The following is a 14809-nucleotide window of genomic DNA, read 5'->3' on the forward strand; positions in this document are numbered from 1 at the left end:
GAACTCTTAGTAAACCCGCTTCTTCGGCTCGATATAGCTGATCTCGTCCGTCAGGGTGAAATCATGCACCGGGCGGTAGTCGATGGTCGCCTTGCCGTTGGAGAACCGGGCGGCGATCTGAATTTTACGTCAAAGTAGGCAGAGCGCAGCGCCGACTTTACTCATCCGAGGCGGGCCGGTTCAGATAGACCGGGTTCGCCCCTCCTGAATTGGCGACAATGAGGTCGCCAAAGCCGTCCATGTTGATATCGGCGATGGTTACCGCATAGCTGTCCGAAGGGCTTTCGCCCTTTTCCGGCTCCGTCCACGGATTTTCTTCCAGCACGATCTCTTCGAACGTCTCGCCGTTTCCGTCATTGAAGAAGACGAGATTGACCTGTTCGGAACGCGCCATGGCGATATCGACATCGCCGTCGCCATCGAGATCCCCGAGGGCGAGCCCATAGGCTTCGGAATCCGCAGGTCCAAAACGCGCCTGGCCAAGGACCCCGCCTTCGCCGTCGCCAAAGATGATGACGGACTGGCCGCCAATGACGCCGTAAACGATATCCGTGTTTCCGTCCTTGTTGAGGTCGCCGGCGGCGACGCAGCGAATGTCCATGCCGGTAAAGCCAAAGGTTTTGCGTTCCGCGAAGCCGCCTTTGCCGTCGTTGAAAAGCACCAGCGCGCTGTCGCCGTCACGCACCGCCAGCAACAGATCGTCCGCGCCGTCGCCATTGAAATCCCCGGCGGCGGAACCGACGCTGCCGCTTTCGCTGGTTTCGACGCGGATGGCTTTGAATTTGCCCTTGCCGTTATTGAGGAGGAGGAGGCCTGCCTCGCCGCGGTTGGAAAGGAAGACGTCGAGGTCGCCATCCTTGTCGGCGTCAAACGCGACGGCGCTGCGCGAAGACGTCGGCCCGGCGGGCGTCTTCTCCACGGCAAAGCTTCCGTCGCCTAGGTTGCGGTAGAACCAGGCGCCCCCATTATCCGTCGCTTCGATCGCGTCGAGATCGCCGTCCCCATCGAAATCGCCTGCGACCAGCTGATAGCTGCGTGCTTCATGCCCGCCGATAAGCAGGGAACGGTCGAGCCAGCCTTCGCCGCTATTGAAGATGATGCGGTTGGATTGGCGCCAATGGCGGCCATTGGCTTCAAGAATGTCGATAGCGCCGTCGCCGTCAAAATCGCCGGCCGTGACGGACGAGGTAAAATCCTCCGCAGGCGTCAGAACGAGAAAAGGATGCGTCATGAAGATGCGGTCCGCCGCATGGGCGGGCAAGGCGACCGCCATGAGTCCTAGCGCAAAGGCGGATATCTTCATCGACCACTCCTTGCTCACGCGCTCCTCGGACCGCCGCGGCCTGCGAAACAGAATGTCGAAGCGGCAAACCGGTTTCGAAATGCGATGGCTTAGTAAACCCGCTTCTTCGGCTCGATATACTTAATCTCGTCCGTCAGGGTGAAATCATGCACCGGGCGGTAGTCGAGGGTCGCCTTGCCGTTGGCGAACCAGGCGGCCGTGTGTTTCATCCAGTTGGCGTCGTCGCGGTCGGGGAAGTCTTCGCGGGCGTGCGCGCCGCGGCTCTCTTTACGGTTCGCCGCGCTTTCCATGGTGACGATGGCCTGGCCGATCATGTTGTCGAACTCGAGGGTCTCGACGAGGTCGGTGTTCCAGATGAGGCTGCGGTCGGTGACGCCGATATCGGGCATGCCGCTATGCACTTCGGCGATGCGCTTGCAGCCCGCCTGCAGCGTTTCTTCCGTGCGGAAGACGGCGCAGTCTTCCTGCATCACGCGCTGCATCTGCGCGCGCAGCGCAGCGGTCGGCGTGCCGCCCTTGGCGTAACGGAACCGGTCGAGGCGGGCGAGGGCTTCTTCCGTCGCCTGCTTCGGCAGGTCGGGATTGGCGGCTTTCGCATTGACGACCTCGCCGCAGCGAAGGCCCGCCGCGCGGCCGAAGACGACGAGATCGATGAGCGAGTTGGAGCCGAGGCGGTTGGCGCCATGGACGGAAACGCAGGCCGCCTCGCCGATGGCCATAAGGCCCGGCACGATGACTTCCGAATCCTCGCCGCGCTTGGTCATGACCTCGCCGTGATAATTCGTCGGGATGCCGCCCATATTGTAGTGGACGGTGGGGAGCACGGGGATCGGCTCCTTGGTGACATCGACGCCGGCGAAAATTTTCGCGCTCTCCGAAATGCCGGGCAGGCGGCTCGCCAGCACCTTCGGATCGAGGTGATTCAAGTTGAGGTGGATGTGGTCCTTGTTCGGACCGACGCCGCGCCCTTCGCGAATCTCAATCGTCATCGACCGCGAAACGACGTCGCGCGAGGCGAGGTCTTTGGCGGACGGCGCATAGCGCTCCATGAAGCGCTCGCCTTCGGAATTGGTGAGATAGCCGCCTTCGCCGCGCGAGCCCTCGGTGATGAGGACGCCGGCGCCGTAAATGCCTGTCGGGTGGAACTGCACGAACTCCATGTCCTGCAGGGGAAGGCCGGCGCGCAGGACCATGGCGTTGCCGTCGCCGGTGCAGGTATGGGCCGAGGTGCAGGAGAAATAGACGCGGCCATATCCGCCGGTCGCAAGGATCACCATCTTCGCGGAGAAGCGGTGGATGATGCCGGTGTCGAGCTCCCACGAAATCACGCCGCGGCATTCGCCGTCTTCGGACATGATGAGGTCGAGGGCGAAATGCTCGATGAAGAATTTCGCATTCTGCTTCACCGACTGGCCGTAAAGCGTGTGGAGGATCGCGTGGCCCGTGCGGTCGGCGGCGGCGCAGGTGCGCTGCACCTGACCCTCGCCGTAATTCTTGGTCATGCCGCCGAAAGCGCGCTGATAGATCTTGCCTTCTTCGGTGCGCGAGAAGGGAACGCCCCAGTGCTCCAGCTCGTAGACGGCGGCCGGCGCGTTCTTGCAGAGATATTCGATGGCGTCCTGATCGCCGAGCCAGTCCGAGCCTTTGACGGTGTCGTACATGTGCCAGCGCCAGTCGTCTTCCGACATGTTGCCGAGGGCTGCGGAGATGCCGCCCTGCGCCGCCACGGTGTGCGAGCGGGTCGGAAACACCTTGGTGACGCAGGCGGTTTTAAGTCCTGCCTGCGCCGCGCCCAGGGTCGCGCGAAGCCCGGCGCCGCCGGCGCCCACAACCACAACGTCATATTCGTGATCGACAATCTCGTAACTCGAAGTCATTTGATCAGCCTGCGAAGGAAAGAGTGTAAACGGCGAAAAGCGCGGCGGCGGCAAGCCCGAGGGCGCAAAGCCAGTTGATCAAGTTTAATACGCTTTTGAGCCCGCCATGGATGTAGTCGGCGATCACCTCCGCCATGCCGATGCGCATGTGGATGGCGCCGATGACGAAGAGCGCGGCGAGAAGCCCGGCGTTCAATGGATGCGCCGCCCAGACGCGCGCCGCCTCGTATCCGGCGCCAAGATGGGACACCATCCCGATCAGGAACCAGAGAACGAGCGGGATCATCAGCGCCGCGGTGGCGCGCTGGATGATGAAGGTCGAGGTGCCTTTATGCTGCGCCATCGTTACGCTCCCAATCCGGCCCAGAGGATGACCGCGGCCAGCACGACCGAGCCTGCATAGACCGCGATGGAGGTCTTCTTCGCCGTCGCCGGGGCCAAGCCCCGCCCCGTATCCCAGTAAAGGTGACGGAGGCCGTTCAGCAGGTGATAGGAGAGCGACCAGACGAAGCCGGCGATGATGATGAGGCCCAGCGGGGAGCGCGCGAAGCCTGCGACGGCGCTATAGAGCTCCGGCGCGAAGGCGAGACTGGCGAGCCAGACGCCGACCAACAGCAGCCCGCCATAATTGATGACGCCCGTAAATCGATGGGTGATGGAGGCCGCCATGGACGGCGTGAACCGCCAGATCTGCAAATGCGGCGAGAGAGGGCGCGCGGATTGGGGCCGCGAGGCTTGCGCTTCAGTGTTCATGAAAACCCCGGAATTGGAGGCGTTGCGGTGTTGCGGCGAACATAGGCCGCCCCTTTGCCAAGTCAACGAAAACGGGGAGCGACAGATGCGCCGCGACGCGGCCCAAGCCATTGCCAAGACGGGCCCTTTTCGGTCATGCTGGGGCGGTGGGACGGTAAAATCTGCGTGGGGCGTGTGACATGAAGCATTTTCTGGCGGCTGCGGCGTTCGGGATGGCGATGTGCACGGGCGCGGGGGCCGAGACCCTGGGCGCAATTACCGGCGATCAGCTTGAAAGCGTCCTCGCCGAGGCGGGCCTCAACCCCGACATGATGGCCGACAGCGCCACGGGCGCGCCGGTGGCGCAAGGCAAGGCCGGCCAGTTCGGTTTTTACGTTCGCGCGCTTTCCTGTTCCGGTTCGCCCAAGGCCTGTGAGACCCTCGTCTTCTTCGCCAATTTCAAGCTCGGCCGCGATGTCGCCGAAAGCGACTACCGCATCGTCAACAGCTTCAATGACAGCCAGGTCTTCGGCCGCGCCTATGTGCTGGAAGGCACGGACGAGGTCGGCGTCGATTACGTCATTGAGCTCAATGGCGGTGTCACCGAAGAACACCTGTCGCAGAACATCTCCCGCTGGGCGGATGTGATTTCGGCCTTCGTGTCGAAATTCCAGGACGGCGAGCCGACAAGCTAGGCGCTTTAGTTCGCACCCCAATAAAGCGAATCGCGGCTTAAAAAATTCATCACTTGTGATGAATTCTTCAAGAATTCCCAGTGTTGGTGGAAAGTTATCCACCACCTTCGCGGCGGCCTTACTATCCATCTAGGTCGTCATCCCGGCCGCGCCGCAACACGAAAGTGTTGCTGCGCAGAACCGGGATCTCCTTCCGTCTCACTGATGGGGATCCCGGATCTGCGTTGCATCATTTCATGCTGCAACGCGTCCGGGATGACGCAGGAAAGGTCGAAACGTTGGAGCAGAAAATGTCAAATGGCGCCAGACTCTCCGCAACGCCAGTCAGCATGCGGATGAAAAGCGGCGGCGCAGCGCGGGCAGCTTACGCCGCGCGGTCGATCAGCGCTTTGAGGCCTTCGGGAAGTTCTTTTTCAAGTTCGCGCAGGCGCTCGATCAGGCGGCGTTCATTGACGTCGAAGCCGCCATCCTTGCCGATGCGCGTCGCGAGCCAGTCGGCTTCGGCCTTGGTGAGCTGTTCGGCATGCGCGATCTCCGCGTCGCGCTGTTCCTCATGCGCGGACGCAACGCTTTGCGTGGCGCGGAAGCCGGACAGCCCGCCGGCGATCATCTTCTTGAAGAAGCCGCCGACATTGACGGACTGGTCCTTCGCCCAGGCGTTGCGGCGGAAGGCTTCCTCGCGGCTCGGCGCCTTGTAGCCGAGATGCGCCATCAGGTGATTGACGACCCCTTGCACGAAAAGCTCCGTCCACGCCGGATTGTTGCGCGCATTCTCCGTGGCGTCGTTGATGTCGAAAAGAAGCTCCGCCTCGCGGCGCGTCACGGCGACATTGCCGTCGCCGCCCGCGGCGAAAAGATAGCGGCGGATCATCACCGCGTCCTGCTTGGAAACGACCGGGCCTTCTGGTTTGCCCAGGATCATTGCCTTGATCTGCTCGCCGACAAACGCCGCCATTTCCGGCGGGGTCTCGTCGGCGGTTTCCATGAGCTTCACCATCAGCGCGATCTCAAGCGCGTTCGCATGGCCGTTGCGCAGGACTTTTTCTTTCAGCGACCGGAATTCCTCCGGCGTCAGATAGCCATGAGGCTCTTCTTCGCGGAGGTAAAAATCCGCGGCGGCTTCGGCGAAAAACTGGAACCATTCGGGGTCGCCGTTTTGCGCGCGGTCGCCGAGATCGAACAGCGCGTTCAGCTCCGCCGGTTCTACGACGCCATTCGCAAAAACCTTGCTGCGCAGAAACAGGACTTCGTCTGCGGAAACGAAGCCGTCGGCGCCGATGGCGGCGATGCGGGTCTGAAGCGGCTGGTCCGTCATGCGGGCTCCCCGGAAAGTATGAATGCGGGGGAGCGTCGCCGATCTGAGTTAAAATCCGGGAAAAACGGCGTTGAAGATTGCCGCTTTAAGGGCGCGTTAACCGCAGGTTTCCCGGCGGTGTTAGTGAGGCAGGACGCCTTTGCCGAAGGCGACGGCGAGGCCGACGAAAAGCGCGAGCCAGAGGGTCTGGAGCGCGAGCGCGGCCACCGGCTTCGGGCCGACCTCGAAGAGGTCTTTCAGGGATGTTTTCACGCCCAGCGCCGAGACGGCGACCACAAGGGCGAAACGCGACGCGCCGGAAAGGATCTCGCGGGCCTCTTGGGGCACGAAGCCGACACTGTTCGCCGCCATCAGCGCTGCGAAGCCGAAAAGGAAAATCGGGAAAGCCCGGCCCGTGGCTTCTGCGCCCGCCTGACGCGAGAAAAGAAGGGCGATGACGAACACCGCCGGGGCGAGCAGGGTGACGCGCATCAGCTTGACGACCGCCGCGACGGCGCCCGCTTCGTCGGAGACGATGTAGCCGGCGCCGATCACTTGTGCGACGTCGTGAATGGTGGCGCCCAGAAAAACGCCCGACTGCATATCGGTGAAAGCGAGCATATGCGTGACCGACGGGTAGGTGACCATGGCGACGGTGGAGAGCGTCGTGACGCCGACAACCGTGAGGATGAGATTGCGCTCGCTCTCTTTTGTTTGCGGCAGGACGGAGGCGATCGCCATCGCCGCCGAAGCGCCGCAAATGGCGACGGCGCCGGCGGAGAGCGTCGAATGCGGCGCCGTCAGTCCGGCGCTGCGGCCGATCAGAAATCCAGCCGCGATCGTGGTCGTCACGGCTGCGACGACGAGCAGCGCCGTCGCCCAGCCGAGGTCAGCGATTTCCGAAAACGTCACCGAGGCGCCGAGAAGGATGACCCCGAGCTGCAACACGCGCTTCGAGGCGAATTGGACGCCTGGCTTGGTCTTCTCGTCGTCATTCATGAAGTTGAAGGCGATGCCGAACAGGATCGCATAGAGCATCACTGGCCCGCCATAGCGCGAAGCGATGAAGAGCGACGCAAGCGCCACCGTCACGGCGAGCAGGACGCCGGGCATCAGTACTTTCGCCTGATCGGTGAAGCGGGTCACAGAAGCGGACGACCTTTAGAGCGGAAACTATTCCGCAGCGTGGAGCGATTGCTTCTCGCGCGCCAGAGACGGCATGGCGGAATGCGCCTCGGCGCATTGGCGCCGGTCGCGGTGGGTCACCATGCGGTGGTGCAGATCCTCGATGCATTTGCGGCCGGTGCAGACGAAGAGGAACGGGAAGACCGCATGGATCATGCAGGCGAGGCCGCCCAGCGCCATCTTCGCGCCGAAGCCGAAGGCCATTCCCATATGCTGGAAATAGCTTTCTCCGACGCTGGCCGGATGTTCCGTGAAGGCGCGTTTGATCATGTCAGTCTCGATCCCCGTTTACCCTTTAAGCCTAAGCGGAAACCGGTGAAAAAATATCCTACATAGATGGATAGAAAAACTAATGATTGCGAGTTTTTTCTAATTTCTTTATAAAACTTAGAATGGACCCTACGGATAAAGCCATTTTGGCGGCGCTTCAACGCGATGCAGCCACCCCTGTTAGTGAGATCGCCGAATCGGTGGGGCTCTCTGCGACCCCCTGCTGGCGGCGGATCAAGAAGCTGGAGGAGGAGGGGGTGATCGCCCGGCGGGTGGCGCTCGCGGACCCACAAGCGTTGGGCCTCTCGTTGACCGCCTTCATTTCAGTGAAGACCGCCCAGCATAACGAAGCCTGGCTAAAGCGCTTTGCGGATGTCGTCGGCCGCATTCCGGAAATCGTCGAGGTGCACCGTATGAGCGGGGAGATCGACTATCTGATGAAAGTCGTCGTCCCCGACATGGCCCATTACGACCGGGTCTATAAGCGCCTCATCGCCGCCGCGGAGTTCTCGGACTTCACCTCCACCTTTTCCATGGAGGTTCTGAAACAGACGACGGAGCTGCCGCTCGATTATGCGTGAGGGCGTTAGCACAGTGAGACGTATACTGATAACTATCGAATGATAGGATGGTTTCTATAACGTGACGTCAAGCTTAGTTTATTATTAAGAGGCCTTTAATGTCCTTGACAGGGCTTATGTCTCTTATAGGTGCGTTTTTTATGCCTAGATAGGAAAGGTTTTTCAGGTTTCCCAGTGGCGATAGGTCATTTACTTGTGTGTTGCTGAGGTGGAGATCTTTTAGAGCGACGAGATTCGCAAGTGGCGACAGATCGTATACTTGCGTATTGTCGAGACGGAGCCATCCTAGTGAGGTCAGCTTTGCAAGCGGTGTTAGGTCGCTCACCATTGTATCACGGAGGAAAAGCCCTTCTAGCGAAGTAAGATTTGCGAGGGGTGAGAGGTCATTAACTTGAGTATTGTTTAGGAAAAGCCTTTTCAGCGACGTAAGCTTTGTAAGCGGTGTTAGGTCGCTAATTTGCGTGCCGTCTAAGGAAAGCTCCTGCAGGGAAGCGCTTAATGTTAGCGGTTTCAGATCGTTTACTGCGGTGTAGTCTAAGTAAAGTATTTCCAAGGATGGTAGGCTGGAAAGTGGTGTTAGGTCGCTAATTTGAGCACCGTCAAGATAAAGCTCTTTTAAAGACGTGAGCGCCGCTAGTGGGGTCAGGTCGCTCACTTCTGTTTCATTGAGGAAAAGCGAACGCAGGGCGGTAAGTTTTGACAGAGGCGCCAAATCCCTAACTTGGGTTTCGTTCAGATCAAGAGAGTGAAGTGCCGACAAAGGAGACAGCGGCGTCAAATCATATATCTCCTCTTCTTCTAAGTTAAGCTCAGTGATGAAGGGATGCCAGCCTTCTGGAGGAGTCTCGCCTCTCAGAATCATCTCATATGCTTTAACGAGGTCAAAATTTGGCGGCGGCGTGGAGGATGTTGAAGGGGGTAGGTCTTTGGTAGTTTGTATGGACCTTATATAACGCGCAGACCCTTTAAGGGCTTTGCCTACATAAGAAATCGTATTGAATACTGTCTGTAACGCATCCGCTTGAAACTGGCCCCAGCCGTCGGCCCATGGTCGCCCGATTTCTTTGGCATGTTCTAAAATCTCGCCTAACTTTTCAGCGCCATCTACCAACTTTTTCCCGATTTTTTCGAGATGCTGAGCCTTAGGGCTTTCAACGCCAGCTTCCGCGCCGCCGATATTAAGCTGGTTTTCAGCGTCCCTCATGCCGCGTACGGCATCGGCCGCTTCTTCGTCCTCCAGCGCCTCTTTTTCTAGGCCTTGTCGTGCGGCAGCAATTTCATGCTTAGTTTTGCGTGCGGTCTCGGAGACGCCGCCGAGTTTTAAGTCATCTTCCGGCGTTTTTGCAGCAGTAATGTCTTTATCGTCGGATACCGAAATCTCGACGCCTGTTTCCTTGCGATAGTGAGAGATCGCACTGCCAACGGCTGCGTCTAACGCTGTCATTTTGTTGTCGAGTTCTTCTCCTCTAAAGATTTGCGCATCGTCTTCGTCATCGCCGCGGAGTGGAGGACGAAAATCAAGGAGGCGTTCTCTCGCATAAACTAGTGTAAATACAGCTCCCTGTGCCGAGCCGCCTGGAAGCCCGATTAGCGCTCTGCACAAGTCGTTTACCGGATCACGAGGGAAGCCTTCTGGCAGTCGATTCGCCGTCCCGAGATAGTTCGCCAAGTTTGACGCTTGTTTTGCAACCTCTTGAAGCTCATGGCCGAAGGCGTCACTGGGAGGGTTGAACTTCGAAGACATTGGCGAGTCCTATTCCGATTTATAGACAATACCTTCCTTCATCACGAAGTCGATGTCTTCCAGCTCGGTGATGTCGGCGAGCGGATCGCCTTCGACCGCGACGAGGTCGCCATATTTGCCGGGCGCAATCGTTCCGAGCACGTCGGATTTCCCGAGATTGTCGGCGCCCGCGACGGTTGCGGTGCGGATCGCCTCCATCGGCGTCAGTCCCGCCTCGACCAGCAGCGCAAATTCGCGCGCATTCTCGCCGTGTTTCGACACGCCGGTGTCGGTGCCGAACGCGATCTTCACGCCGCCCTCATGGGCGCGGCGCGCCATGTCGATCATTTTCGGGCCGACTTCCGCGGCTTTCGCCCGTTGCGGCGGCAAGAGAAACGATTCCGGATCCGCCGCCCATTCGGCGACAGTGACGCCGGCGAGAATGGTCGGCACCAGGTAGGCGTTGTTGCGTTTGAAGAGGCGGATCGATTCAGCGTCGAGATAAGTGCCGTGTTCGATGGAATCGACGCCGGCGCGCAGGGCGGCGTTGATGCCGTTGACGCCATGGGCGTGCGCCGTGACCTTGCGGCCCATGGCGTGCGCTGAATCCATGATGGCTTTCAATTCATCGTCGAAGAATTGCTGTTCCAGACCGGCGGCGGTGTTGGAGAGGACGCCCGCCGTCGCCGTCAGCTTGATGTGGTCGGCGCCGCGGCGCACCTGTTCGCGCACCGCCTTGCGGCATTCGCCGACCCCGTCGCAGACGCCTTTGGAATGCAACAGGACGGCGATTTCATCCGTATAGCCTTGCGTGCCGTCGCCATGGCCGCCGGTCACCGAAATCGTCGCACCAGAAGCCAAAAGGCGAGGGCCCGCGACATCGCCGCGGGCGATGCCGTCGCGAAGGGCGAAGATCGCGTCCGACGATCCGGCGCCCACATCGCGCACGGTCGTAAAGCCGGCCATCAGCGTCTTCTTCGCAAAACCCGCGCCCGCGATGGCGAGATCGGCTTCGGACATTTCCACGCGGTCGAGCCGCGCGCGCGGATTGTTCTCGCTCAAAATATGCACATGGCCGTCGATCAGGCCGGGCATGACGAACATGTTTTTCAGATCGTGTATGGCGACGGCATCATCCGCATTGGCGCCTATGTCTGTCGCGCTCAGGAACCCGTCCGCCACACGCGTCACTATGCCGTCCTTGATGACGATGGTTTGATCTTGCGTCACCGCGCCGCCGGGAACCGCAAGCAGGCGCCCCGCATGAACGACGGCGTAATCGGCGGCTTTAGCGCTTGTAATTGCGAAAGCGGCGATAGAGGCAAGCAATAACTGCTTCATGGAAGGTCTCCTTGGAAGGGCGCGTCCGGCGATGCGCATGAGATTGGAAAAGCCGGCCAGTTAATTTCGCTCCGGCCCGATATAGAAATGTTCGTTGGCGAAATCGAAGATGATGCTGCGGTCGGCGAAGAGGTCCATGCCGACAAGACAGAATGGTTTCGAGGCGGCGCCAAGCTCTCGAAAGACTTCCGCATCGTAGACAAGAAAGATTTGATTGCGCCAGCGCGCACCGCCGATTTTGAGGCGCGAAATCTTCACCGCTTTTGCGGTGGAGGTGTTGTCGAAAATGTCGTTGAGGTTCGAGGCGGCGGTCGAACTTCTAAGGCCGTAGCTGTTGATGCGAACGCCCGAGGTCATGGCGCGAAAAGCGGGGCCGTTGAAAATCGTGCCCGATGCGCCGAGATCGACAACGCAAGGCACGTTGAAGCCGCGGATATTGAGATCGATCAGATAAAGAGGCGTCGCCTGATTGTCGACGTCGAGCGGTTTGAGATTGGTGCGCGTCCAGCCGCGCGCTTTATCGTCAGGCGCGACGGCGCGGTCGTAAAACTTCACGCGGCCCTCTTCCTCGTCGATCATCACCGTATGCCGGGTGAGGAGGTCGAGACCGACCACCCCTTGGGGCGGCGTATTTGGCGGCGCCCAGTCCGGCAAGATCACCCCCACATGGTTGTCGAGGGTCAAATGGCCGACGGTGATTTCGCCGAGGATATAGGCCGGCAGGGCCTCGGCGCTGGCGAGGCCGAGAATCCGGATCGGCCCGCGGGCGGCCGGTTGAAAGTCCTGCTTCTCTGCGAGATTGGCGAAAACCGAGGTGATGGTGGCGCCGGAATCGACGATGAAGTCATTGGGCCCGTCGCCGTTCACATTTGCGTTGACCGTGATCCAGCCCTGGTAATCGATGCGGTAGGGGACCCATTCCTGGGGCTCGGCGCCGGAAAGAGGGTGCGCGCTCGCTCCCGCCGATGAAACTGCGGCGAATGCCGCGGCCAAGGCCCCGCAGCGGAAAAGCCTTTGAAATCCCTTCATTATTTGCGCCCCATCCCTGAATCTTTTTCTTATCCGCAAGATGATTGCGCGCCCCTGTGGGAATGCTACCCAGCTTGCTGCGGCTTGTCACGGCGCGCCGCCGGGCCATAATTCCCCGAAAATCCGGCCTTGGGAGCGGCAAATGTTGCATATTGTGAAGCGGCTTCCGCCGCGGGTTCAGGCGGTGCTGTTTTTCCTCTCGGCGGCGGCGCTCGCTGGGGGCGTAATTCTCCTTATAAAATAGGGCGAAATCCCTTGCCTTAGCGCTTTCTTGGGCTATAACCCGCGCCTTCTCACCGGCCGCCGGGCCTTATGGCATGCCTTGGCGGTCTTGTTGCGCGTCCGAAAGGACCCTTTAAGGAAAAGCAAAATGCCCAAACTGAAGACCAAATCAGGCGCGAAAAAGCGCTTCAAGATGACCGCCTCCGGGAAGGTCAAAGCCGGCGTCTCCGGCAAACGTCACGGCATGATCAAGCGTACGCCCAAGCAAATCCGCCAGAACCGCGGCATGGATGTGCTTTCGGATCCGGACGCGAAGATCGTCAAAAAATACATGCCCTATAACCGCTAAGGAGACCGCCCCATGTCACGCGTGAAAAGAGGCGTCACCGCCCGCGCCCGCCACAAGAAAATCATCGGCAAAGCCAAAGGCTATTACGGCCGCCGCAAGAACACCTTCCGCGTCGCCAACCAGGCCGTGGAGAAGGCCGGCCAGTACGCCTATCGCGACCGCCGCGTCCGGAAGCGGAATTTCCGCTCGCTCTGGATCCAGCGCATCAACGCCGCCTGCCGCGAACTCGATTTCACCTATGCCCGCTTCATCGACGGCCTGACCAAGGCCGGGGTCGAAGTGGACCGCAAGGTGCTCGCCGACATCGCCGTCAAAGAGCCGGAAGCCTTCAAGGCCCTGGCCGATAAGGCGAAAGCAGCCCTCGCTTAGGCGACCTTTCCGCCAGAAAAACGATCTTGAAAGGCGCCCATGTTCCGGGCGCCTTTCTCTTTTGGGCGGGTCGAATTTCCGCCAAATTGTACGCAACACATACAAAATTGTTGACTGAACGGTCGAGCGTGATATTCATTGTGCGTCGCAGCATTGTTGTGACCAATAACAAACAGGAGACGCCCGGGCTTTCGCTAACCTATTGAAAGGAATATCGAAATGATCCGGACCCTTGCCCTCGCCGCTTCCGTTTTCACCATCGCCCAGTCCTCAGCTTTCGCCGCCGACATGGTGGTCGAGTTCGACCGAGCGCGTCTCGACGACGCCGCCTATGTCGAGTCTCTCTATGATGAGCTCGAGGCCGCCGCCAAATCCGTCTGCAAGCAGGAGCTGGCCGGCTCGCCGATCTACTTCTCCGTCATGAAAACATGCGTGGAAACAACGCTTGCCGAAAGCATTGAAAAGATCGGCGCGCCGCTTCTGACCGCCTTTGCCGACGGCGCCGAAACCCAGCAGGTCGCCTCAGCCGAATAAACCGGCGCCTCCTCTCACCGGACCGAACCCAGGGCGGGCCCTCGACAAGAGGGCCCGCTCTTTATATGGAGGGGACGGACAGCGCGGAGCCGCCCTTCATGCCTGATTTTTCGTTCTTCTTTAGGAGCGCCGATTGAACGGATGACCGAAGCGGCGTCTGCCCGTAAGCGTCATCCGAGGATGGCGCTTTTTTTTGTTTTGAACGACTGGAGACCGGACCTCATGTCCGACATTGAACAACTCGAACGTGACCTTGCCGCCAAAATCGCCGCCGCCGATACGGTCGCGGCGCTCGAAGAAGTGCGCGTCGGCGCGCTCGGCAAGAAGGGCGTTGTTTCCGAACGCATGAAGACGCTCGGCAAGATGAGCCCGGAAGAGCGCAAGGAAATGGGACCGGCGCTGAACGGTCTTAAGGACCGCGTCGCCGCCGCGATTGAAGCGAAGAAAACCGAACTGGAAGAAGCGGCGCTGAACGCCCGTCTCGCTTCTGAGAAAATTGATGTGACGCTGCCGATCCGTCCGGAGCCGAAAGGCAAGATCCATCCCGTCAGTCAGGTTACGGAGGAAATCATCGCGATCTTCTCGGCCATGGGCTTCGACGTCGCCGAAGGGCCGGACATTGAGGACGACTTTCATAACTTCACGGCGCTGAACTTCCCGCCCGATCACCCGGCGCGGGAAATGCACGACACCTTCTTCTTCGAGCCGAAGGAAGACGGCTCGCGCATGGTGCTTCGCACGCACACCTCGCCGGTGCAAATCCGCACCATGATGTCGCAGAAACCGCCGATCCGGATCATCATTCCGGGCCGCACTTTCCGCTGTGACAGCGACCAGACGCACACGCCGATGTTCCATCAGGTCGAAGGACTGGTGATCGATAAAGAAGCCCATATGGGCCACCTCAAGGGAACGCTCGAAGCCTTCGTCAAAACCTTCTTCGAGATTGACGATGTGAAGACGCGCTTCCGCCCGCATTTCTTTCCGTTCACGGAGCCTTCCGCCGAGATGGACGTGCAGTATGAGCGCGTCGGCAACGAAGTGCGTTTCGGCCAGGGCGACAAATGGATGGAGATTCTCGGCTGCGGCATGGTGCACCCCAACGTGCTGCGCAATTGCGGTCTCGATCCCGACGAATATCAAGGTTTCGCCTGGGGCATGGGCGTCGACCGCCTCGCCATGCTGAAATACGGCATTCCCGATTTGCGCGATTTCTTCGCCGCCGATGCGCGCTGGCTTGAGCATTACGGCTTCGATCCAGCCGACCAGCCGAGCCTCTGGGCGGGCCTCAGCAAATAGGAGCTT

Annotated in this window: 16 protein-coding genes; 6 read left to right on the top strand and 10 right to left on the bottom strand. The window is 60.0% G+C overall.

Features of this window, described 5'->3' with window-relative positions:
• Positions 1-157 precede the first annotated feature (157 nt).
• From ACQY5P_RS14170 to sdhC, 4 genes are all read right to left on the bottom strand, one after another.
• Positions 158-1303: an FG-GAP repeat domain-containing protein gene (locus tag ACQY5P_RS14170; protein WP_428407521.1), complete on the bottom strand. Its 1146-nt coding sequence runs from the start codon at positions 1301-1303 to the stop codon at positions 158-160.
• An 89-nt stretch (positions 1304-1392) separates the two neighbouring features.
• The gene (gene sdhA, locus ACQY5P_RS14175; RefSeq protein WP_428407522.1) at positions 1393-3180 is read right to left on the bottom strand and encodes a succinate dehydrogenase flavoprotein subunit; all 1788 of its coding nucleotides are present in this window, start codon (positions 3178-3180) and stop codon (positions 1393-1395) included.
• Positions 3181-3184: 4 nt separating this feature from the next.
• Positions 3185-3523, bottom strand: coding sequence for a succinate dehydrogenase, hydrophobic membrane anchor protein (gene sdhD / locus ACQY5P_RS14180; protein ID WP_428407523.1), 339 nt, complete (start codon positions 3521-3523; stop codon positions 3185-3187).
• 2 nt (positions 3524-3525) lie between these two features.
• Complete coding sequence (gene sdhC / locus ACQY5P_RS14185) at positions 3526-3933, bottom strand: succinate dehydrogenase, cytochrome b556 subunit (protein WP_428407524.1); 408 nt, start codon at positions 3931-3933, stop codon at positions 3526-3528.
• A 179-nt stretch (positions 3934-4112) separates the two neighbouring features.
• Between sdhC and ACQY5P_RS14190 the strand changes: the two genes are divergently transcribed.
• Complete coding sequence (locus ACQY5P_RS14190) at positions 4113-4607, top strand: YbjN domain-containing protein (RefSeq protein ID WP_428407525.1); 495 nt, start codon at positions 4113-4115, stop codon at positions 4605-4607.
• A 364-nt stretch (positions 4608-4971) separates the two neighbouring features.
• Here the strand turns inward: ACQY5P_RS14190 and ACQY5P_RS14195 are convergent, their stop codons facing one another.
• From ACQY5P_RS14195 to ACQY5P_RS14205, 3 genes are all read right to left on the bottom strand, one after another.
• Positions 4972-5922: a hypothetical protein gene (locus tag ACQY5P_RS14195; RefSeq protein ID WP_428407526.1), complete on the bottom strand. Its 951-nt coding sequence runs from the start codon at positions 5920-5922 to the stop codon at positions 4972-4974.
• 120 nt (positions 5923-6042) lie between these two features.
• On the bottom strand, positions 6043-7047 hold the full coding sequence (locus tag ACQY5P_RS14200) for a YeiH family protein (RefSeq protein WP_428407527.1): 1005 nt from the start codon (positions 7045-7047) through the stop codon (positions 6043-6045).
• Positions 7048-7074: 27 nt separating this feature from the next.
• Positions 7075-7356, bottom strand: a complete 282-nt coding sequence (locus ACQY5P_RS14205; RefSeq protein WP_428407528.1) for a DUF6356 family protein — start codon at positions 7354-7356, stop codon at positions 7075-7077.
• A gap of 122 nt (positions 7357-7478) precedes the next feature.
• On the opposite strand from ACQY5P_RS14205, the gene ACQY5P_RS14210 reads away from it, so the two are divergent.
• Positions 7479-7937 carry an Lrp/AsnC family transcriptional regulator gene (locus tag ACQY5P_RS14210; RefSeq protein WP_428407529.1) on the top strand — a complete coding sequence of 153 codons (459 nt, stop codon included), beginning with the start codon at positions 7479-7481 and terminating at the stop codon, positions 7935-7937.
• 73 nt (positions 7938-8010) lie between these two features.
• On the opposite strand, the gene ACQY5P_RS14215 is transcribed toward ACQY5P_RS14210, so the two are convergent.
• The 3 genes from ACQY5P_RS14215 to ACQY5P_RS14225 are packed head-to-tail and all read right to left on the bottom strand — an operon-like array spanning position 8011 to position 12030.
• Positions 8011-9681 carry a leucine-rich repeat domain-containing protein gene (locus ACQY5P_RS14215; protein WP_428407530.1) on the bottom strand — a complete coding sequence of 557 codons (1671 nt, stop codon included), beginning with the start codon at positions 9679-9681 and terminating at the stop codon, positions 8011-8013.
• 9 nt (positions 9682-9690) lie between these two features.
• Positions 9691-11001 (bottom strand): amidohydrolase family protein, encoded by a 1311-nt coding sequence (locus ACQY5P_RS14220; RefSeq protein ID WP_428407531.1) that lies wholly within the window; start codon positions 10999-11001, stop codon positions 9691-9693.
• 60 nt (positions 11002-11061) lie between these two features.
• Positions 11062-12030 carry an aspartyl protease family protein gene (locus ACQY5P_RS14225; protein WP_428407532.1) on the bottom strand — a complete coding sequence of 323 codons (969 nt, stop codon included), beginning with the start codon at positions 12028-12030 and terminating at the stop codon, positions 11062-11064.
• Between the two features lie 370 nt (positions 12031-12400).
• Here ACQY5P_RS14225 and rpmI point away from each other — a divergent pair, with 370 nt between their 5' ends.
• From rpmI to pheS, 4 genes are all read left to right on the top strand, one after another.
• Positions 12401-12601 carry a 50S ribosomal protein L35 gene (gene rpmI / locus ACQY5P_RS14230; protein WP_428407533.1) on the top strand — a complete coding sequence of 67 codons (201 nt, stop codon included), beginning with the start codon at positions 12401-12403 and terminating at the stop codon, positions 12599-12601.
• Between the two features lie 12 nt (positions 12602-12613).
• Positions 12614-12970 carry a 50S ribosomal protein L20 gene (gene rplT, locus ACQY5P_RS14235; RefSeq protein ID WP_428407534.1) on the top strand — a complete coding sequence of 119 codons (357 nt, stop codon included), beginning with the start codon at positions 12614-12616 and terminating at the stop codon, positions 12968-12970.
• Positions 12971-13189: 219 nt separating this feature from the next.
• Entirely contained in the window at positions 13190-13504 is a 315-nt protein-coding gene (locus ACQY5P_RS14240) for a UrcA family protein (RefSeq protein WP_428407535.1), read from the top strand.
• 222 nt (positions 13505-13726) lie between these two features.
• A complete protein-coding gene (pheS, locus tag ACQY5P_RS14245) occupies positions 13727-14803 on the top strand; it encodes a phenylalanine--tRNA ligase subunit alpha (RefSeq protein WP_428407536.1) in 1077 nt (358 codons plus the stop codon).
• The last annotated feature ends 6 nt before the right edge of the window (positions 14804-14809 follow it).

The sequence above is a fragment of the Hyphococcus sp. genome (genome assembly GCF_965267305.1).
Lineage (GTDB): Bacteria > Pseudomonadota > Alphaproteobacteria > Caulobacterales > Parvularculaceae > Hyphococcus.